Below are 18,544 nucleotides of genomic sequence, written 5' to 3'. Positions count from 1 at the left end.
TCTACTACGCTAAGCAGTGATCACTGATGACCTGGAGGAGTGAGCACAGTAAGCGAACGGGCATTACACCTTGCCGACGGATACCCAGCTGTGCGGCAGCAGCTCGGCCAGAGCGCTGGCCTTCTGCGTCGGCAGTCGCGTTAGCACATCCTTGAGATAGGCATACGGATCATGCCCATTCATCCGCGCCGACTGGATCAGGCTCATGATTGCCGCCGCCCGTTTGCCGCTGCGTAGCGACCCGGCAAACAGCCAATTGGAGCGACCTAGAGCCCACGGGCGGATCTGGTTCTCGACTTGGTTGTTGTCGATGGGCACAGCGCCATCGTCCAGGTAGCGCGTCAGCGCTACCCAGCGTTTGAGGCTGTAATCCAAAGCTTTCGCCGTGGCTGAGCCGTTGGGCACAAGATCACGCTGGGCCAGCATCCAGTCATGTAGTGCGTCGAGGAGCGGTGAAGCCTTTTCCTGCCGTATTCGCCAGCGTTCTTCATTGCTCATGTCGCGCACTTGGCGTTCGACTTCGTACAGCCCAGCGATAGAGTGCAGCGCCTGTTCGGCCAGTTGGCTTTTGTTCGCCGCGTGCAGATCGAAGAACTTGCGGCGGGCGTGAGCCATGCAACCGATTTCGGTGATGCCTTGCTCGAAGCTGGCCTTGTAGCCAGCGAAGTCGTCGCAGACCAGCTTGCCATTCCACTGGCCAAGAAAATTGCGCGCATGCTCGCCGGCACGGCTGGGGCTGAAGTCGTAGACCACGGCCTTCAGATCGGCGAAGGGCGTGGTGCTGTAGGCCCAGACGTAGGCACGGTGGGTCTTCTTCTCGCCGGGCGCGAGCATCGAAACCGGGGTTTCGTCGGCATGGATCACGCGCTGGGCAAGCACCGCTTCGCGCAGCGCATCGACTAGGGGCTGGAGCTGCACGCCGGTTTGCCCGACCCACTGTGCCAGTGTCGAACGAGCGATGGCCAGGCCGGCACGGCCAAAGATCTTCTCCTGCCGGTACAGCGGTAGGTGGTCGGCGAACTTGGCCACCATCACGTGAGCCAGCAGGCCGGCGGTAGGGATCCCCTTGTTGATCACCTGGGCCGGCACGGGCGCCTGGATCAGCGTTTCGCATTGGCGGCAGGCCCATTTCCCACGCACGTGCTGTTCGACGGTGAACACGCCCGGCGTGTAGTCGAGCTTTTCGCTGACGTCTTCGCCGACGCGCTGAAGCTGGCAACCGCAGGCGCACTGGGTGTTCTCCGGCTCGTGACGGATCACGGTGCGCGGAAATTGCGGTGGCAGCGGTGTGCGCTTGGGTTGTTGGCGTGGTTCGGCTGGGGTAACCGGAGGATTGACGGCTTTCAGCTCGGCCTCGATGGCGGCGATGTCGGTGTCGAGCAGGTCATCAAGCAGGCTGCCCTGATCAGGGCTTAGCTGCTCGCTGCGCTTGGCGAACTTGTGCCGTTTGAACCATGCGATTTCGTGGGTGAGCTGCTCGATGACTGTTTGATCGCGGTGGATCTTTTTGCCCATCGCATCGACTTGCGTGAGCAACTGCGCGGCCAGTGCGCGCAGCTGGTCAGGTGTCAGTTGGTCGAGATTGGGCGAGGAAGTCATGCCGCTGATTGTGCCAGAGCAGGCGGTCAGCGGAGATAAACCGATGGGCTAATGGCAGGTGCTACAGCACTGTGATCGCGCCGGCTGCGCCGACTCGCTGCCAGGGCAACCCCAGTACCAAAGCCTGAAGTTGCTCGGTGTCGAGTTCGACTTCCGAGCCGTGCCGGATGCCTGGCCAATGAAACTTGCCCTGGTGCAAGCGCCGCGCGGCGAGCCAGATACCCACGCCGTCATGCACCAGAACTTTCATGCGGTTGGCGCGGCGATTGGCGAACAGATAGGCGCAGTGCGGCTTCGCCGCACCGAACACCGCCACCACGCGGGCCAACGCGGTTTCAGTACCCGCACGCATATCCATCGGCTCGGTGGCGAGCCAGATACTATCCACGCGGATCACTGGGCGAGCCCACGGACAAAGCGGGCGCAACCTTCAGGATCGGAGGCTGGCCATTTCACCGTGACCGATTGCGCGCCCAGCGGTAGCTCGATAATCACCGCTGCTTCAGCTGGTCGTTTGGGCGTAACCCTCGCAGGAACGAACGCCGGCAACGCCGCTGGCAGTTGATCCCGATAAAGCGGTAGCCACTTGCGAATGACGTTGGCGTTGATGCCATGGCGTATGGCCACGCTGGAGACGGTCGCACCAGGTTGCAGGCACTCCTGAACAACCTGGGCCTTGAACGGTTTGGGGTAAGAGCTTCGTTGGCGCATGGAAATCCCGGCGATAAGGGCTATCGCGTCCGTTTAAAAATACGCGGACACCATCGCCCTTAATGCGGGATTGCGGAAGGTGACTTGGCTGGACGCTTACTGAGCACATTCAGAGGGAAGCTACCAGAACCCCTTCGATGTCAGTCATCAAGAAAAATCGGGACTGGAAGGTCGTTTCGATACGCTGATTTGTGCCAAATACCGTAAAGCAGACGGTAGTAACAGGCAGAAACCGGCCAATAGCTGCCATCGAATGACTAATAACTCTTGTGCCATTCAGTTGGTGAAAGCGATTAGATCCGTAGCTAATTCAGACGATGGGCGATATAGCATCAAGTCGTACACAGCCAAGCTAATCAGCCAGCACAGTGATGCTGTCCAAAGATTGTGCGAGAGAAAATGCGCGCCTTGGGCAATGCGTACTAGGGAAAACACCACTCCTAGTGTCATTGCGGCTATCAGCGCAGCCTTGGCGCAGCGTGGGTGAGTGTTGCGAAGCGCAAAGAACAGAGCAAACAGAGCGAAACCAGCGGCGGCATGGCCGCCAGGCCAGCAGTTACCGGGCTTATCGACTGGTTCTGCGCGAGGGCCGAGCAGTGGTGAGAAGTGCTCTACACCACCGTACTGCTCCAAGCTCCAGGGACAATGCATCTGACTGACTTTTTTCAGCGGCGTGACGAAACTGGTGGATAGGCCCATTGTCGTTTTCAGAAGACGGCTGCACTGAACGTCAGAAGCCGACTGCACTATAGCAGCGGAGGGGTTGGATCCATCAGGCAACGACGGGCTGCTGCCGGCCATCAGCGGACGCAGGGAGGACTTTCCGCAACCGGCCGTTCGATGCGGCACCGATGGCCTTCGCGCAGGGGTAGTGAATCCGCCAGGATTGACTTGCGCTGCCCTACCTCTCACTAGTGAGGGGCGGCAGCGCATCAAGCGGTGAGCGCACTCCGGCACCGCCAACTTTCAGCACATGCGTGTAAATCATCGTCGTAGAGACGTCGGAATGGCCGAGCAGATCCTGCACGGTTCGAATGTCGTAACCGCTGCGGAGCAAGGCCGTCGCGAACGAGTGGCGGAGGGTGTGCGGTGTGGCGGGCTTCGTGATGCCTGCTTGTTCTACGGCACGTTTGAAGGCGCGCTGAAAGGTCTGGTCATACATGTGATGGCGACGCACGACACCGCTCCGTGGATCGGTCGAATGCGTGTGCTGCGCAAAAACCCAGAACCACGGCCAGGAATGCCCGGCGCGCGGATACTTCCGCTCAAGGGCGTCGGGAAGCGCAACGCCGCTGCGGCCCTCGGCCTGGTCCTTCAGCCACCATGCCCGTGCACGCGACAGCTGCTCGCGCAGGCTGGGTGCCAAGCTCTCGGGTAACATCAAGGCCCGATCCTTGGAGCCCTTGCCCTCCCGCACGATGATCGTGCCGTGATCGAAATCCAGATCCTTGACCCGCAGTTGCAAACCCTCACTGATCCGCATGCCCGTTCCATACAGAAGCTGGGCGAACAAACGATGCTCGCCTTCCAGAAAACCGAGGATGCGAACCACTTCATCCGGGGTCAGCACCACCGGCAAGCGCCGCGACGGCCGAGGTCTTCCGATCTCCTGAAGCCAGGGCAGATCCGTGCACAGCACCTTGCCGTAGAAGAACAGCAAGGCCGCCAATGCCTGACGATGCGTGGAGACCGAAACCTTGCGCTCGTTCGCCAGCCAGGACAGAAATGCCTCGACTTCGCTGCTGCCCAAGGTTGCCGGGTGACGCACACCGTGGAAACGGATGAAGGCACGAACCCAGTGGACATAAGCCTGTTCGGTTCGTAAGCTGTAATGCAAGTAGCGTATGCGCTCACGCAACTGGTCCAGAACCTTGACCGAACGCAGCGGTGGTAACGGCGCAGTGGCGGTTTTCATGGCTTGTTATGACTGTTTTTTTGTACAGTCTATGCCTCGGGCATCCAAGCAGCAAGCGCGTTACGCCGTGGGTCGATGTTTGATGTTATGGAGCAGCAACGATGTTACGCAGCAGGGCAGTCGCCCTAAAACAAAGTTAGACATCATGAGGGTAGCGGTGACCATCGAAATTTCGAACCAACTATCAGAGGTGCTAAGCGTCATTGAGCGCCATCTGGAATCAACGTTGCTGGCCGTGCATTTGTACGGCTCCGCAGTGGATGGCGGCCTGAAGCCATACAGCGATATTGATTTGTTGGTTACTGTGGCCGTAAAGCTTGATGAAACGACGCGGCGAGCATTGCTCAATGACCTTATGGAGGCTTCGGCTTTCCCTGGCGAGAGCGAGACGCTCCGCGCTATAGAAGTCACCCTTGTCGTGCATGACGACATCATCCCGTGGCGTTATCCGGCTAAGCGCGAGCTGCAATTTGGAGAATGGCAGCGCAATGACATTCTTGCGGGTATCTTCGAGCCAGCCATGATCGACATTGATCTAGCTATCCTGCTTACAAAAGCAAGAGAACATAGCGTTGCCTTGGTAGGTCCGGCAGCGGAGGAATTCTTTGACCCGGTTCCTGAACAGGATCTATTCGAGGCGCTGAGGGAAACCTTGAAGCTATGGAACTCGCAGCCCGACTGGGCCGGCGATGAGCGAAATGTAGTGCTTACGTTGTCCCGCATTTGGTACAGCGCAATAACCGGCAAAATCGCGCCGAAGGATGTCGCTGCCGACTGGGCAATAAAACGCCTACCTGCCCAGTATCAGCCCGTCTTACTTGAAGCTAAGCAAGCTTATCTGGGACAAAAAGAAGATCACTTGGCCTCACGCGCAGATCACTTGGAAGAATTTATTCGCTTTGTGAAAGGCGAGATCATCAAGTCAGTTGGTAAATGATGTCTAACAATTCGTTCAAGCCGACCGCGCTACGCGCGGCGGCTTAACTCCGGCGTTAGATGCACTAAGCACATAATTGCTCACAGCCAAACTATCAGGTCAAGTCTGCTTTTATTATTTTTAAGCGTGCATAATAAGCCCTACACAAATTGGGAGATATATCATGAAAGGCTGGCTTTTTCTTGTTATCGCAATAGTTGGCGAAGTAATCGCAACATCCGCATTAAAATCTAGCGAGGGCTTTACTAAGCTTGCCCCTTCCGCCGTTGTCATAATCGGTTATGGCATCGCATTTTATTTTCTTTCTCTGGTTCTGAAATCCATCCCTGTCGGTGTTGCTTATGCAGTCTGGTCGGGACTCGGCGTCGTCATAATTACAGCCATTGCCTGGTTGCTTCATGGGCAAAAGCTTGATGCGTGGGGCTTTGTAGGTATGGGGCTCATAATTGCTGCCTTTTTGCTCGCCCGATCCCCATCGTGGAAGTCGCTGCGGAGGCCGACGCCATGGTGACGGTGTTCGGCATTCTGAATCTCACCGAGGACTCCTTCTTCGATGAGAGCCGGCGGCTAGACCCCGCCGGCGCTGTCACCGCGGCGATCGAAATGCTGCGAGTCGGATCAGACGTCGTGGATGTCGGACCGGCCGCCAGCCATCCGGACGCGAGGCCTGTATCGCCGGCCGATGAGATCAGACGTATTGCGCCGCTCTTAGACGCCCTGTCCGATCAGATGCACCGTGTTTCAATCGACAGCTTCCAACCGGAAACCCAGCGCTATGCGCTCAAGCGCGGCGTGGGCTACCTGAACGATATCCAAGGATTTCCTGACCCTGCGCTCTATCCCGATATTGCTGAGGCGGACTGCAGGCTGGTGGTTATGCACTCAGCGCAGCGGGATGGCATCGCCACCCGCACCGGTCACCTTCGACCCGAAGACGCGCTCGACGAGATTGTGCGGTTCTTCGAGGCGCGGGTTTCCGCCTTGCGACGGAGCGGGGTCGCTGCCGACCGGCTCATCCTCGATCCGGGGATGGGATTTTTCTTGAGCCCCGCACCGGAAACATCGCTGCACGTGCTGTCGAACCTTCAAAAGCTGAAGTCGGCGTTGGGGCTTCCGCTATTGGTCTCGGTGTCGCGGAAATCCTTCTTGGGCGCCACCGTTGGCCTTCCTGTAAAGGATCTGGGTCCAGCGAGCCTTGCGGCGGAACTTCACGCGATCGGCAATGGCGCTGACTACGTCCGCACCCACGCGCCTGGAGATCTGCGAAGCGCAATCACCTTCTCGGAAACCCTCGCGAAATTTCGCAGTCGCGACGCCAGAGACCGAGGGTTAGATCATGCCTAGCATTCACCTTCCGGCCGCCCGCTAGCGGACCCTGGTCAGGTTCCGCGAAGGTGGGCGCAGACATGCTGGGCTCGTCAGGATCAAACTGCACTATGAGGCGGCGGTTCATACCGCGCCAGGGGAGCGAATGGACAGCGAGGAGCCTCCGAACGTTCGGGTCGCCTGCTCGGGTGATATCGACGAGGTTGTGCGGCTGATGCACGACGCTGCGGCGTGGATGTCCGCCAAGGGAACGCCCGCCTGGGACGTCGCGCGGATCGACCGGACATTCGCGGAGACCTTCGTCCTGAGATCCGAGCTCCTAGTCGCGAGTTGCAGCGACGGCATCGTCGGCTGTTGCACCTTGTCGGCCGAGGATCCCGAGTTCTGGCCCGACGCCCTCAAGGGGGAGGCCGCATATCTGCACAAGCTCGCGGTGCGACGGACACATGCGGGCCGGGGTGTCAGCTCCGCGCTGATCGAGGCTTGCCGCCATGCCGCGCGAACGCAGGGGTGCGCCAAGCTGCGGCTCGACTGCCACCCGAACCTGCGTGGCCTATACGAGCGGCTCGGATTCACCCACGTCGACACTTTCAATCCCGGCTGGGATCCAACCTTCATCGCAGAACGCCTAGAACTCGAAATCTAACGTCCGTTCGGGCATCGAGGTCCATGTCGGGGTGGGACGGGCCCGTGGCTTCAAGATCACTTGCAGTCCGACCGCGATGTCTTGGTTGCGCGAGAGGTTGTCGATATCCTCCACTTCCATCATCAACCCTGGATAATGCCGCCGCCGTCATCGCCGCCGACGCCCGTGCCGGGCTTTTCGGGCCTGTCAGGCTTGCTCGGCCTTCAGCCTGCCTGGGCGAGATCTCCGGCGGACGGATTAACGGCGGAGCTTCGCCGCCTTTCGTGCGTGTGAAGGCCGAAGATAGTTCTCTCAAAAACATCCGTTTATGAGAGATACCAAATGTCATTTTCAGAAGACGACTGCACCAGTTGATTGGGCGTAATGGCTGTTGTGCAGCCAGCTCCTGACAGTTCAATATCAGAAGTGATCTGCACCAATCTCGACTATGCTCAATACTCGTGTGGGCTCTGTTGCAAAAATCGTGAAGCTTGAGCATGCTTGGCGGAGATTGGACGGACGGAACGATGACGGATTTCAAGTGGCGCCATTTCCAGGGTGATGTGATCCTGTGGGCGGTGCGCTGGTATTGTCGCTATCCGATCAGCTATCGCGACCTTGAGGAAATGCTGGCGGAACGCGGCATTTCGGTCGACCATACGACGATCTATCGCTGGGTCCAGTGCTACGCCCCGGAGATGGAGAAGCGGCTGCGCTGGTTCTGGCGGCGTGGCTTTGATCCGAGCTGGCGCCTGGATGAAACCTACGTCAAGGTGCGGGGCAAGTGGACCTACCTGTACCGGGCAGTCGACAAGCGGGGCGACACGATCGATTTCTACCTGTCGCCGACCCGCAGCGCCAAGGCAGCGAAGCGGTTCCTGGGCAAGGCCCTGCGAGGCCTGAAGCACTGGGAAAAGCCTGCCACGCTCAATACCGACAAAGCGCCGAGCTATGGTGCAGCGATCACCGAATTGAAGCGCGAAGGAAAGCTGGACCGGGAGACGGCCCACCGGCAGGTGAAGTATCTCAATAACGTGATCGAGGCCGATCACGGAAAGCTCAAGATACTGATCAAGCCGGTGCGCGGTTTCAAATCGATCCCCACGGCCTATGCCACGATCAAGGGATTCGAAGTCATGCGAGCCCTGCGCAAAGGACAGGCTCGCCCCTGGTGCCTGCAGCCCGGCATCAGGGGCGAGGTGCGCCTTGTGGAGAGAGCTTTTGGCATTGGGCCCTCGGCGCTGACGGAGGCCATGGGCATGCTCAACCACCATTTCGCAGCAGCCGCCTGATCGGCGCAGAGCGACAGCCTACCTCTGACTGCCGCCAATCTTTGCAACAGAGCCTCCGTCGCCATGCTCACCTCGCTTTGGTGCACACGAGTATTGAGCATAGTCGAGATTGGTGCAGATCACTTCTGATATTGAACTGTCAGGAGCTGGCTGCACAACAGCCATTACGCCCAATCAACTGGTGCAGTCGTCTTCTGAAAATGACACCCATTGCCAACACCAAGTAGCCCAGGGTTCGGCGCAGCGGGCGCAGGCGTGTCGGCAGCAGACTTAGCACAAATCCTACGATGGCCAGTGCGCCTATAACGATCACCAGTTGCTTGGCTCGGTCGTGGAGCACGTCCTCGAGAAAACTGTTGTGTCGACCTATGAAACCCTGGCCTTGGACAAAGAACAGATCAGAGATCGCGAAGTCTAGGCGGCTGGGCTCAAATAGCAGCATTAAGGCGAGCAGGGCCAGCGGCAGGCCGTACCACCAGCGGCGGTCAAAGCGAGGCGAGGCATTCATTGCTGCCCCACCTGCAGCTCAGAGGTATGCGAGCCTTTCCAGGCCAGCAATCGATTCTTGAAACCATGACTTGCGGCCTGATAGTAGGCGATATCACGCAGCACAAGCGGGTCGCTAGCATCTACCTGATATTCCTTGCTGGCGCCCAGCGCATCATCGTGACGGCGCATGTGCTGGCGTGGGCTGAGAATGGCCAGGTTCTGCCCGTCAAATAGACCGAGATGCTGATAATTACCCAGGACAACGCGTGGCGGGATACTGCTGGGTTTAAGCAGGTCGCGTCCAAAGAAAGTGGACTCGTAATCTAAGTTGAGTAGGCCCAGCAGGGTAGGTGCCAGGTCGATCTGGCTAGCTAGTTGGCCATCTTCGCGCGCGGGTAGCCACTTAGGAGAATGGATAAACAGCGGAATGTGGTAGTTGGCGACCGGCAGGTCTTCCATTCCGGCGCTGCCTGCACAGTGGTCAGCTACAAAGACGAACAGGGTGTCGGCGAACCAGGGCTTGCTTCTGGCCTTTTCGAGAAAGCTACCGATGGCCCAGTCGGTGTATTTGACCGCTCCCTCGCGTCCATCGCCCGAGGCAATATCGATACGGCCATCCGGATAGGTATAGGGGCGGTGGTTCGAGGTAGTCATCAGTTGCAGGAAGAAGGGCTTACCGTCGGCATGATCGCTATCGGCGACCTTGATGGCCTGGGCATACAGATCCTCGTCGGCCATACCCCAAGCATTTTTGAAATGAATATCCTCCTCGTCGACGCTGCTCTGGTCTACCACGCGGTAACCATTGCCGCTGAAGAAAGCGTTCATGTTGTCGAAATAGCCTCGACCGCCATATATGAACACGCTGTCATAGCCCTTTGCGGTGAGCTGCTGGCCGAGGCTGGCATAGCCGCTCTCACGGCCAATTCGTTTGACGATGGAGCGTCCGGGCGTCGGCGGAATCGCCAGGGTGATGGCCTCCAGGCCACGGTCGGTACGGGTGCCTGTGGCGTAGAAGTTGTTGAAGAACAGGCTCTTCTGGCGCAGAGCATCGAGGTTCGGGGTCAGGCCGCGCGGGTCGCCGAAACTGCCAAGGTACTTGGCCGAAAGGCTCTCGATGGTCACTAGCACCACATTCAGCTTGCGTGGCACGCCGGGGTTGTCGATCAGGCGACGCACGTCCAGCGGGTCGCTACCGATAAAGGTCGCATTCGGCTCGTTCAACTCCTGGCGCAGGGTGGGAGCGATCTGTCTGTCCGGCAGGGTGGAGTAGAACTGGCGGTAGTCCAGCTCGTTGTTACGAAACGCGGCGAAGAACTGATAAGGACCGTTGCTCGCCAGCTCATGGCGGTAGGCATTACCGCCTAGGCCGCGCGGGCTTTCTTGGTCGAGCAGGAGCAGACTTAGCCCCGCCATCAACAGCAGGCCGGTGATGCCCAGGCCCCGTGCGCGCCAACTAGGTAGCGGCGCCAGCAGCGCCTTGCTGAGCGGCGCACGCAGGACAAGCGCTATGAGCGCGGCAAGCACGCCGAGGCCGCTCAGCAGGAGGCCCAGAGGATAAGATTCGAGCAGGTTGTTCAGCACCTCATCGGAGTAGACCAAGTAGTCCACCGCGATGAAGTTGAAGCGTACGCCGAATTCGTCCCAAAACAGCCATTCGGCCGTTGCCACAAATAGCATGGCGAAGATGCTTGCTAGTAGGAGCAAGCCAAGCATCAATCGGTGGCCACGGCGCTGCCACAAGGGTGCTGGACACAAAAACAGGTAAAGGCCCAACGGCAGTGCCGCATAGGCGAGAAAACCAAGGTCGTAGAATAGGCCGACGACAAACACTGAAGGATCGAAACCACCTGCCTCATGCCAGTTGCTAGCGAGGAGCAATCCACGGGTGGCTATGAAAACGGCCAGCCAACAGGCCAGCAACAGAGACAGATAACGCAAAGGGGCGGTACGTGGCAGAGTCATACGAGTTTCCGAGCGTATAAATGCTAAGCAACATACACTGGGAAATGTCGAGAAACGGTCAAGAAACAGCGCACAACCATAGGCTGGCATTTGACGTCGAACAGGCCTGGATTAGCGAGGCTCCAAGGTTAAGAATACTTGGGGGCTAGGAGTTTTAAGCAGGCGGCTCCAGGCCTGGCACTGTTCTAATCGATGCACGTACATGGAATTGGCTATTTGTAGGCACTTCCATTCTCGCAGCCTTCAGGCTGGCGCCAATCTCACCAAGAAGCAGTTCCCCCTTGGTTCCTTAGTGGAAACCTCCACGCTCCATCCCTTCGCCTGACAGATGCGCTTGACCAGCGAAAGCCCGAGGCCCAAGCCATCGCCTACAGCCCCCTCGCCACGAAAAAACAGATCGAAGATAGCGGAATGCTGGGCCGATGGAATTGGCTGGCCAGTATCTTCAACGCGCAACCATCCGTTGCCTATGGTCAACCGAACCTCTCCGAAGTCGGTGTAACGATGAGCATTCTGTAGCAGATTGAAGAGGATACGACTTAGGTAGACTGCGTTGTAGCCTACGGAATCCTCAGCTTCAACAACCAGGTCAAATGCCAGGCCTTTGTCAGCCATTGCTGGTTGCCAGTAGCGATATTGCCGCTCGGCGATAACAGCCAGATCTTGCCGCTCCTCACTGCTTGCCTCTGTACTGTTACCCCGCGCCAGTAGCAGAAAGGTCTGAACCAAATTGCGCATCTCCAAGGTCACCCTCTCAATGCGCACTACCTGCTCTAGTTGCTCATTTGTGAGCTCGGTCTGGCGAAGAACTTCGCAGGAGGTAGACACGACCATGAGAGGGGTACGTAACTCGTGACTGACATCACCAGTGAACAGCTGCTCACGCTCTAGCATCTCTCGAATTTTGCTAAAGGCGCTGTCGAAGGCGGATGCGAGTTGACCTACCTCATCAGCCGCGTAATCCATTGCTAGTGGCCGTAAGTGCATCTGAGGATCGTCCAGCGTCTGCACCTGCTTGGCCAGCTGGGTAACAGGCACCATCACCCTGCGAGCCACTTGCCAGCCGAATGCTAATGCGCCGAGAACCGTTAGTACAAAGCCGACAAGAACAACCGTGAACAGAGTTCGCTCCCTAGCCTCGAAACTATCCTGCTCCTTGACTAGAACCAGCCTCTGTCCATCAAGCACCTTGGTGAACGCATACACTGCACGCCCTCCCTTGAGCACTTCGGTAAAACCAGGTTCCAAATCTGCATAACGCGCCGGTATGTTCGCCTTCCCGAAGCGGGCGCCATCACTATAGAGTCGAGTGCCGGGCATCAGACGAAGTGGATGCTCTGCCGAAAGGCTATGAAGTGCCGCTGCTAGCTCGTCCTGCATGCCTTGGGTGACCAGGTGTTCTTCCACGACATGAACTATCAGCACAATGCTCAATGAAAAAAGGCCACTGAATACTGCAGTCATCAGCACAAAAGCGATGACAATTCGCGTCATCAGGGGTTTCTTAGAACTCATCGACAATCTCTGCTAACCGGTAGCCGACACCCTGATGGGTATGGATCAATGAGCGGGGAAAAGGCTTATCGACAACCTGACGCAGCATATGGATGTGGCTACGAAGGCTGTCGCTATCTGGGCAATCGTCGCCCCACATGGCCTCCTCGAGCACTTCTCGCCGAACCACTGCGGGGCTGCGTTGCATGAGCAGAACCAGCAGCCTCTGACTCTGTGGCGACAGTTTAAGCGGTATACCTGCGCGCTCGAATTTCATCGTGTCTGCGTCGTAGGTCAGGTCACCCACCTTAAAAAAGCGGCTGACCGCGCCGGTCGCGCGACGTACGATCGCCTCGATTCGCGCAACCAACTCGCTGAGTGCGAATGGTTTGATGAGATAGTCATCTGCACCTACTTTAAGGCCGTGTAGGCGGTCCTCCAGAGTATCCCGTGCCGTCAGCATCAAAATCGGCACGTGACTTCTGGCTACGTCACGCAGGTTCATGCAGACCTGATAGCCATCCATCCCTGGGAGCATGATATCGAGCACAATCAGGTCGTAGTGCTGCGATGACGCCAGGTGCAATCCTGCTCGGCCATCTCTGGCACAGTCCACAACAAAGCCCTTCGCCTCCAAAAAATGGGTGACGTTGGCCATGAGATCGGGATTGTCCTCAACCAGCAAAATTCGCATTTAAAGAAACACCTTGTGTTAAGCCCCAGGTATCAAAGTCCGCTGTGGACAACTATCAAGCCATCAAGCGTTGACGAAGTTTTGACTTTACGTTGACCCCGCCGGCGATTTTCAAGGTAGTTGTCGCGTGAGCGTGTCACGCTGCCTTTGATGTTTGCTGCAGTACCGCTTCCCGCTCCGGGTTCAGGCACACGATTGGTGCCAGCACCCAGTTCCTAATGTTGCCGCTCCAGCGCTCCGGGTGCCGTGCACGCGCCGCCTCGTACAGCTCGATACGCTTGCGCAGCAACTCTTCCGCCTGGCCAGTATGTCGCTGCGCCGGGGTCACAAACTTCAGGGCGCTGTGGCGATGTTCATGGTTGTACCAGGCCACGAAGCTGTTCACCCAGTTCCTGGCCTGCTCCAGCGTGTCGAAGGGCCGCTCCGGCCACAGCGGGCAGTACTTCGCCGTGCGGAACAAGGCCTCGGCATAGGCGTTGTCATTGCTCACCCGCGGGCGGCTGAACGAGGGCATCACACCCAGGTTCTGCATGGCCGCCAGCATGGTCGAGCCCTTCATAGCGCTGCCGTTGTCCGAGTGCAGTACCAGCGGCTGGCCTGCTCGCTGTTCACGTAGGCAGGCCAGGCGTAGCAGCTGGGCGGCCTGCTCGGCGCTTTCACTTTCATGCACCTCGTTGGCCACCAGCTTCCGGCTGTAGACGTCCTTGATCATGTACCAGTAGAAGTAACGGCCCTTGACCGTGGTCGGCAGCCAGGTGATGTCCCAGCACCACAGCTGGTTCGGGCCGTCGGCCACATGGGTCGTCAGCGCTCGTTTCACCGGTGGGCGGCTACGGCCGCGCGGATGCTGCTGTTCGGCGTCCTTCAGCAACCGGTAAAAGGTCGACTCCGAGGCCAGCCAGGTGCCCTGATCGGCCAGCCGCGCCACGATCTGCTGCGGCGGCAGGCTGGCAAACTCGGGCTGATTGGCAACCTCCAGCACGCGGCGGCGCTCTTGCGGGGTCAGCTTGTTGGCCGGCTCAGCTCGCTGTGCCGAAGGACGCCGATCCTCCGGGCAGTGCTGCCAGCGCTGCAGGCTGCGCAGCGACAGGCCCAGTTCGGCGCAGGCCTGCGCCCGCCGCGCTCCCGCCGCCACGGCGTCCTCGATCAACTGCAGCGTTTCACGGCGATCCGGGGCGCTGATCATTCGTCCTCGTCCTTCCCCCAGAGCGCCTCGGCTTTTTTTCGCAACACCAGCAGAGCCGCGGTTTCTGCCAGCGCCGCATCCTTGCGCCGTAGTTCACGCTCCAGCTGCTTGATGCGCTTCTTCGCGGCCTTTTCCTCTTCGCGTTCGCGCCGGGTCTTGCTCGGCTGAGCCAGGCTGTTGGCCTGCTCGCAGGCTTCGCGCCAGGCGTTGATCTGCTCGACATACAGGCCTTTGCGCCGGCAGTACTCCGCCAGCTCAGCCGCATTGAGGCTGGCGCTTTCCAGCACCACCCGAAACTTGTCCTGGCTCGACCACTGGTCGGCCTGCTGTCCATCTCCCGGCACCACTGCTCCCGCTGCTCTGGCCTGTTTGCGCCAAGCATACAGGGTGGCATCAGTAATGCCTGTCGCTTCCACCAGCTCCGGCACCGTCCGGTTCAAGGGCGGCATCATCTGCCGCACCACCCACTCCCGATGCTCTATCGAATAACGCGCCACACGGCTCTCACGTCCGCCCACCGACCAAGACTCATCGAATCAACTCACACGACAACTATCCTGACGCGGCGGGCACCCGAGTTTACCAAGCAAGCAAAGATCTCTTTAGAGGTTGTAGAGCTCAAGGTCCAGCTTAAGGCCGGTTTCCCTTGACGCTTTTTTGTGTCCGCTTTTGGCCGACTCCAGCCCGCTCGCACCTAGTTAGCACTGCTGCGAAGCAGCCATTCGATTCAAAAAAATCTCAGCCACACATTACCGCAATGACATAGCCAACAAGGAGGATCTCCCCATGTCATTGCAGTGCCCTCGCTGTCACTCTCCCAAAGTCGCTTCTTTCCATCACGCCATGAAAGCTGGCGCGGCCATCGGCGCTGTCGGTGGTCTCGCACGAGGCATCAGTGCTGCTCTGGCAGGCGGCCAAGCAGGTGCGCTGATTGGCACTATCGCAGGGCCTTTCGGCATCACGCTCGGCTATGTATCAGGTGCCATCCTCGGCGGCCTTGCCGGTGGAGTGGGCGGCTGTGCGCTCGGCGCCCAGCTCGGTGAGTCGCTCGACCGCCATGTCCTGGCCCACAACCTCTGCCTGCTCTGCGGTCACCGTTTCAACCTGCCGACCTGATCCGGCCACCGCTCTCTTCTTCCTTACCCAACACTGATTGCCGGTGCTGCGCTCTGCGCGGCGCTTTATGCCGGCCTGCACCCAAAGGAAATTCGTCATGGCTCATCAAATCGAACAAATGGCCTACGTTGGCGCTACTCCGTGGCACGGCCTGGGCAACAACCTGCCGCAGAAGCAACCCATCGAAGTCTGGCAACGCGAAGCCGGCATGGACTGGCAGATCCTGGAAAGCCCTGTGCATTTCAAATCGGACGCCATCGGCCACCTGGGCGCGATCCATTCGTTCCCGGAACAGAAGGTGCTCTATCGCTCGGACACCAAGGCACCACTGTCGGTGGTCTCGCAGCGCTACCACACCGTTCAGCCCAAGGATGTGCTGGAGTTTTACAGGGATCTGACCGAGGTCTCCGGCTACGAGCTGGAAACCGCTGGGGTGCTCAAGGGCGGGCGCAAGTTCTGGGCGCTGGCGCGTACCGGCCAAGGCGCTGCGCTCAAGGGCAACGACCAGGTGAATGGCTACCTGCTGCTGGCCACTTCCTGTGACGGCACCCTGGCTACCACAGCAACGCCCACCACCATTCGTGTGGTCTGCAACAACACTCTGACCATCGCCTTGGATGGAACCAGCCGTGCGATCAAGGTGCCGCACAGCACCCGCTTCGACGGCGATCTGGTGAAGAAGCAGCTCGGCATAGCCGTCTCGCAATGGGACGACTTCATGTACCGCATGCGCCACTTGGCGGAACGCAAGGTGCAGTGGCATGAGGCACTGGGCTTCTTTATGAACGTGATGTGTGAGACCAGCCCGACCGGTCCGCTTCCTGAACAGCTGCCGAACGAGCGCGCTCTGCGCAAAGTGCAGGAGCTGTACGAAGGCCGTGGCCGGGGCAGCCAGCTGGACTCAGCACGCGGCACTGCCTGGGGCCTGCTCAATGCCGTGACCGAGTACGTCGATCACGAGCGCCGGGCGCGCAGCACTGAGTATCGCCTCGACTCCGCCTGGTTCGGCCAGGGTGCCCAGATCAAGCAACGCGCCCTGGATACAGCCCTGCAACTGGTCGCCTGACCTTTTACCCACCCCATAACGCCCGACCCGCTTCGCTGCAGGTCGGGCGTTTCTATTTCTGCAAGGTGAACGCTATGAAAGCTACTTCATTGAATCGCAGCACCAGCAAAACCCGCCCGGCCCTGCGTCTGGTCAGCACCAAGGAGCTACCACGCGAGGGCTGGCTGCAGATCCGCAAGCAAGGCATCGGCAGTTCGGATGCTGCGGCGGCCGTGGGGCTGAATCCCTATAAGTCGCAGCTGGAGCTGTGGATGGAAAAGACCGGTCGCGATGCTGGCATGCCCAAGGCCGATCCTCAGGATGAGGAAAGCCCGATGTACTGGGGCAACGTGTTGGAGCCCATCGTGGCCTGGCACTACAGCAAGCGCACTAAGAACAAGGTACGCCGCATCAACGCCGTGCTGCAGCATCCTGATCCGGAGTTGCCCTGGATGCTGGCCAACATCGACCGCGAGGTGATCGGGGCCGACGATGTGCAGATCCTCGAATGCAAGACAGCCGGCATAAACGGGGCACGCCTCTGGAAAGAGGGCGTGCCTGAGTATGTTCAGCTGCAGGTAATGCACCAGCTCGCCGTTACCGGTAAGCAGGCGGCTGATGTGGCCGTGCTGCTGGGTGGCCAGACGCTGGAGATCCACCGCATCGAGCGGGACGAGCAGATGATCGCTCGCCTGATCGAGCTGGAGCGCAAGTTCTGGCACTACGTGGAAACCGACACCCCACCGCCGGCCGATGGCACCGCCTCCGCTGAGTCGGCCCTGCGCTGCCTATACCCGGAGGACAACGGCCAGGTCGTCGACTTCAGCCAGCATGCTGGTCTTTCAGCGGCTTACATCGAGCTGAAAGCTGTGCGTCAGTCGATTGCCGACAAGGAAAAGCGCGAGGCCGAGCTCAAGCAGATGCTGCAGCAGGCCATGGGCGACGCCAGTCGGGCGGAGTTTTCCAATGGCTACGTCAGTTGGCGCAAAGCCAAGGACAGCATCGGCTTCGATGTCGCTCAACTGCTCAAGGACAAGCCCTACCTGCAAGCCAAGTACCCACTGCTGAAACCAGGTGCACGACGCTTCCTGGTGGGCTGAAACCCAACTACTCCATCCCTCCCCTTGGCCAGTCCATGCAGTTAGCGCTGCGTGGCTGGCCTTTTTTCATTTCCAGGAGACTCACCATGCTCAAAGGTCTGGCTATCACTCCACCAGTACTCGGGCGGATTTCCATCGGTAAGGTCATCGAGAAGAACGGCAAGCGACTGCCGGAGAAGGATGACCAATTCACCATCACTTCCCAGGTGCAAGGCAAGGACGGCTGGCTGCTGCACCCACTCAATGACGAGCTACGCCAGGGCAAGGACGACAAGCTACGCAGCATTCCGGTACGCCTGCTGTTCAACGAGCCGGAGCTGAATTTCCGAGCCGACTACACGCTGTTCGACCGGCAATCGGGCCGACCTGTTTGCGTCGGCAATGGCGAGACCTGCAAACGAGTCACTCAGGATGGCATGCAGTCGTTGCCTTGCCCGTCGCCGGATGCCTGCCCACTGGCGAAAGGTAGTGCCTGCAAGCCCTATGGCCGGCTGAATGTAGTCATTGGCGATGAGGATCCGCTGGGCAGCTTTGTCTTCCGCACCACCGGCTTCAACAGCATCCGCACCCTGGCCGCTCGCTTGCACTACTTCCAGGCCATTTCGGGCAACCGCCTGGCATGCCTACCGCTGGAACTGCGCCTGCGTGGCAAGTCCACTCGCCAGAGCCATGGCACGCCGATCTTCTACGCCGACCTGACGGTACGCGGCGGCATGGACATGGCTGAAGCACTGGTGACAGCCAGCGAACTCGATTCGCGGCGGCAGGCTGCAGGCTTCAATCAGGCGGCTTTGGATGAAGCTGCACGACGCGGATTCGGCAACGGCGCATTCGAAGACAGCGAGGAGGATGCCAGCGCCATAGTTGAAGAGTTCTACCCAGAAGGAGAAAGCCCGATAGCCATCAACCCTCAAGCCACTCCCACCAAAACCAGCCTGGCTGAAAAGCTTGAGGCAAAAGCTGCGCGCCAGGAGGCGGAGGTATGAAACGGCTGCTACGCACTTTCGGTGCCGCAATGATATTTGCCGGCATTCTGGCGGGCTGCCTGGC

17 protein-coding genes and 2 pseudogenes are annotated in these 18,544 nt (G+C 59.1%); 9 read left to right on the top strand and 10 right to left on the bottom strand.

Translation table 11 applies throughout. The features are described from left to right. Positions 1-63: 63 nt before the first annotated feature. The 5 genes and pseudogenes from CS390_RS03865 to intI1 form a co-directional block, all read right to left on the bottom strand. Positions 64-1,599 carry an IS66 family transposase gene (locus CS390_RS03865; protein ID WP_099773211.1) on the bottom strand — a complete coding sequence of 512 codons (1,536 nt, stop codon included), beginning with the start codon at positions 1,597-1,599 and terminating at the stop codon, positions 64-66. A gap of 61 nt (positions 1,600-1,660) precedes the next feature. Next, positions 1,661-1,987 carry an IS66 family insertion sequence element accessory protein TnpB gene (gene tnpB / locus CS390_RS25235; RefSeq protein ID WP_145991801.1) on the bottom strand — a complete coding sequence of 109 codons (327 nt, stop codon included), beginning with the start codon at positions 1,985-1,987 and terminating at the stop codon, positions 1,661-1,663. A gap of 5 nt (positions 1,988-1,992) precedes the next feature. Then, positions 1,993-2,310 (bottom strand): transposase, encoded by a 318-nt coding sequence (locus CS390_RS03855; protein WP_079761861.1) that lies wholly within the window; start codon positions 2,308-2,310, stop codon positions 1,993-1,995. Between the two features lie 276 nt (positions 2,311-2,586). Beyond that, a pseudogene (locus CS390_RS25230) lies at positions 2,587-3,021 on the bottom strand (phosphatase PAP2 family protein); the annotation flags it as partial. Positions 3,022-3,211: 190 nt separating this feature from the next. Beyond that, entirely contained in the window at positions 3,212-4,225 is a 1,014-nt protein-coding gene (gene intI1, locus CS390_RS03845; protein WP_000845048.1) for a class 1 integron integrase IntI1, read from the bottom strand. Between the two features lie 145 nt (positions 4,226-4,370). Here intI1 and CS390_RS03840 point away from each other — a divergent pair. The 5 genes and pseudogenes from CS390_RS03840 to CS390_RS03810 all read left to right on the top strand — a co-directional run bounded on the left by CS390_RS03840 (position 4,371) and on the right by CS390_RS03810 (position 8,405). After that, positions 4,371-5,209, top strand: a pseudogene (locus tag CS390_RS03840) (AadA family aminoglycoside 3''-O-nucleotidyltransferase). Between the two features lie 116 nt (positions 5,210-5,325). Beyond that, positions 5,326-5,673, top strand: coding sequence for a quaternary ammonium compound efflux SMR transporter QacE delta 1 (locus tag CS390_RS03835; protein ID WP_000679427.1), 348 nt, complete (start codon positions 5,326-5,328; stop codon positions 5,671-5,673). Then, complete coding sequence (gene sul1, locus CS390_RS03830) at positions 5,667-6,506, top strand: sulfonamide-resistant dihydropteroate synthase Sul1 (RefSeq protein WP_000259031.1); 840 nt, start codon at positions 5,667-5,669, stop codon at positions 6,504-6,506. The genes CS390_RS03835 and sul1 overlap by 7 nt, the downstream gene beginning before the upstream one ends. Before the next feature lie 127 nt (positions 6,507-6,633). Next, on the top strand, positions 6,634-7,134 hold the full coding sequence (locus tag CS390_RS03820; RefSeq protein ID WP_000376623.1) for a GNAT family N-acetyltransferase: 501 nt from the start codon (positions 6,634-6,636) through the stop codon (positions 7,132-7,134). Between the two features lie 506 nt (positions 7,135-7,640). Further along, a complete protein-coding gene (locus CS390_RS03810) occupies positions 7,641-8,405 on the top strand; it encodes an IS6-like element IS6100 family transposase (protein ID WP_001389365.1) in 765 nt (254 codons plus the stop codon). 139 nt (positions 8,406-8,544) lie between these two features. Here CS390_RS03810 and CS390_RS24890 read toward each other — a convergent pair whose 3' ends face one another. The 5 genes from CS390_RS24890 to CS390_RS03780 all read right to left on the bottom strand — a co-directional run bounded on the left by CS390_RS24890 (position 8,545) and on the right by CS390_RS03780 (position 14,730). Beyond that, a complete protein-coding gene (locus CS390_RS24890; protein ID WP_157767113.1) occupies positions 8,545-8,913 on the bottom strand; it encodes a hypothetical protein in 369 nt (122 codons plus the stop codon). Then, on the bottom strand, positions 8,910-10,859 hold the full coding sequence (locus CS390_RS03795; protein WP_099773525.1) for an LTA synthase family protein: 1,950 nt from the start codon (positions 10,857-10,859) through the stop codon (positions 8,910-8,912). Before CS390_RS03795 ends, CS390_RS24890 begins: the two co-directional genes overlap by 4 nt. 243 nt (positions 10,860-11,102) lie before the next feature. After that, complete coding sequence (locus tag CS390_RS03790) at positions 11,103-12,374, bottom strand: HAMP domain-containing sensor histidine kinase (RefSeq protein WP_099773524.1); 1,272 nt, start codon at positions 12,372-12,374, stop codon at positions 11,103-11,105. Beyond that, positions 12,364-13,047 (bottom strand): response regulator transcription factor, encoded by a 684-nt coding sequence (locus tag CS390_RS03785; RefSeq protein ID WP_099773523.1) that lies wholly within the window; start codon positions 13,045-13,047, stop codon positions 12,364-12,366. Before CS390_RS03785 ends, CS390_RS03790 begins: the two co-directional genes overlap by 11 nt. A 136-nt stretch (positions 13,048-13,183) precedes the next feature. Further along, a protein-coding gene (locus CS390_RS03780) for an IS3 family transposase (RefSeq protein WP_256587615.1) occupies positions 13,184-14,730 on the bottom strand; the annotation gives its coding sequence in 2 pieces (ribosomal slippage) (positions 13,184-14,244 and positions 14,244-14,730; 1,548 coding nt in all). Between the two features lie 289 nt (positions 14,731-15,019). On the opposite strand from CS390_RS03780, the gene CS390_RS03775 reads away from it, so the two are divergent. The 4 genes from CS390_RS03775 to CS390_RS03760 all read left to right on the top strand — a co-directional run bounded on the left by CS390_RS03775 (position 15,020) and on the right by CS390_RS03760 (position 18,480). Next, positions 15,020-15,349 carry a hypothetical protein gene (locus CS390_RS03775; RefSeq protein ID WP_099773522.1) on the top strand — a complete coding sequence of 110 codons (330 nt, stop codon included), beginning with the start codon at positions 15,020-15,022 and terminating at the stop codon, positions 15,347-15,349. A gap of 97 nt (positions 15,350-15,446) precedes the next feature. Beyond that, positions 15,447-16,415, top strand: coding sequence for a DUF932 domain-containing protein (locus CS390_RS03770; protein WP_099773521.1), 969 nt, complete (start codon positions 15,447-15,449; stop codon positions 16,413-16,415). A gap of 74 nt (positions 16,416-16,489) precedes the next feature. Further along, the gene (locus CS390_RS03765; protein ID WP_099773520.1) at positions 16,490-17,494 is read left to right on the top strand and encodes a YqaJ viral recombinase family protein; all 1,005 of its coding nucleotides are present in this window, start codon (positions 16,490-16,492) and stop codon (positions 17,492-17,494) included. An 86-nt stretch (positions 17,495-17,580) separates the two neighbouring features. Next, entirely contained in the window at positions 17,581-18,480 is a 900-nt protein-coding gene (locus tag CS390_RS03760) for a hydrolase or metal-binding protein (protein WP_099773519.1), read from the top strand. Positions 18,481-18,544 lie beyond the last annotated feature (64 nt).

This window comes from Pseudomonas sp. HLS-6 (assembly GCF_002753995.1).
Classification (GTDB): domain Bacteria; phylum Pseudomonadota; class Gammaproteobacteria; order Pseudomonadales; family Pseudomonadaceae; genus Aquipseudomonas; species Aquipseudomonas defluvii.
This window is presented reverse-complemented; position numbering and strand designations above follow the sequence as displayed.

Bases quoted from the DNA above. Each gene is read 5' to 3' on its own strand.
- CS390_RS03865 (WP_099773211.1), bottom strand. From the start codon at position 1,599: ATGACTTCCTCGCCCAATCTCGACCAACTGACACCTGACCAGCTGCGC.
- CS390_RS03855 (WP_079761861.1), bottom strand. From the start codon at position 2,310: ATGCGCCAACGAAGCTCTTACCCCAAACCGTTCAAGGCCCAGGTTGTT.
- intI1 (WP_000845048.1), bottom strand. From the start codon at position 4,225: ATGAAAACCGCCACTGCGCCGTTACCACCGCTGCGTTCGGTCAAGGTT.
- CS390_RS03835 (WP_000679427.1), top strand. From the start codon at position 5,326: ATGAAAGGCTGGCTTTTTCTTGTTATCGCAATAGTTGGCGAAGTAATC.
- sul1 (WP_000259031.1), top strand. From the start codon at position 5,667: ATGGTGACGGTGTTCGGCATTCTGAATCTCACCGAGGACTCCTTCTTC.
- CS390_RS03820 (WP_000376623.1), top strand. From the start codon at position 6,634: ATGGACAGCGAGGAGCCTCCGAACGTTCGGGTCGCCTGCTCGGGTGAT.
- CS390_RS03810 (WP_001389365.1), top strand. From the start codon at position 7,641: ATGACGGATTTCAAGTGGCGCCATTTCCAGGGTGATGTGATCCTGTGG.
- CS390_RS24890 (WP_157767113.1), bottom strand. From the start codon at position 8,913: ATGAATGCCTCGCCTCGCTTTGACCGCCGCTGGTGGTACGGCCTGCCG.
- CS390_RS03795 (WP_099773525.1), bottom strand. From the start codon at position 10,859: ATGACTCTGCCACGTACCGCCCCTTTGCGTTATCTGTCTCTGTTGCTG.
- CS390_RS03790 (WP_099773524.1), bottom strand. From the start codon at position 12,374: ATGAGTTCTAAGAAACCCCTGATGACGCGAATTGTCATCGCTTTTGTG.
- CS390_RS03785 (WP_099773523.1), bottom strand. From the start codon at position 13,047: ATGCGAATTTTGCTGGTTGAGGACAATCCCGATCTCATGGCCAACGTC.
- CS390_RS03775 (WP_099773522.1), top strand. From the start codon at position 15,020: ATGTCATTGCAGTGCCCTCGCTGTCACTCTCCCAAAGTCGCTTCTTTC.
- CS390_RS03770 (WP_099773521.1), top strand. From the start codon at position 15,447: ATGGCTCATCAAATCGAACAAATGGCCTACGTTGGCGCTACTCCGTGG.
- CS390_RS03765 (WP_099773520.1), top strand. From the start codon at position 16,490: ATGAAAGCTACTTCATTGAATCGCAGCACCAGCAAAACCCGCCCGGCC.
- CS390_RS03760 (WP_099773519.1), top strand. From the start codon at position 17,581: ATGCTCAAAGGTCTGGCTATCACTCCACCAGTACTCGGGCGGATTTCC.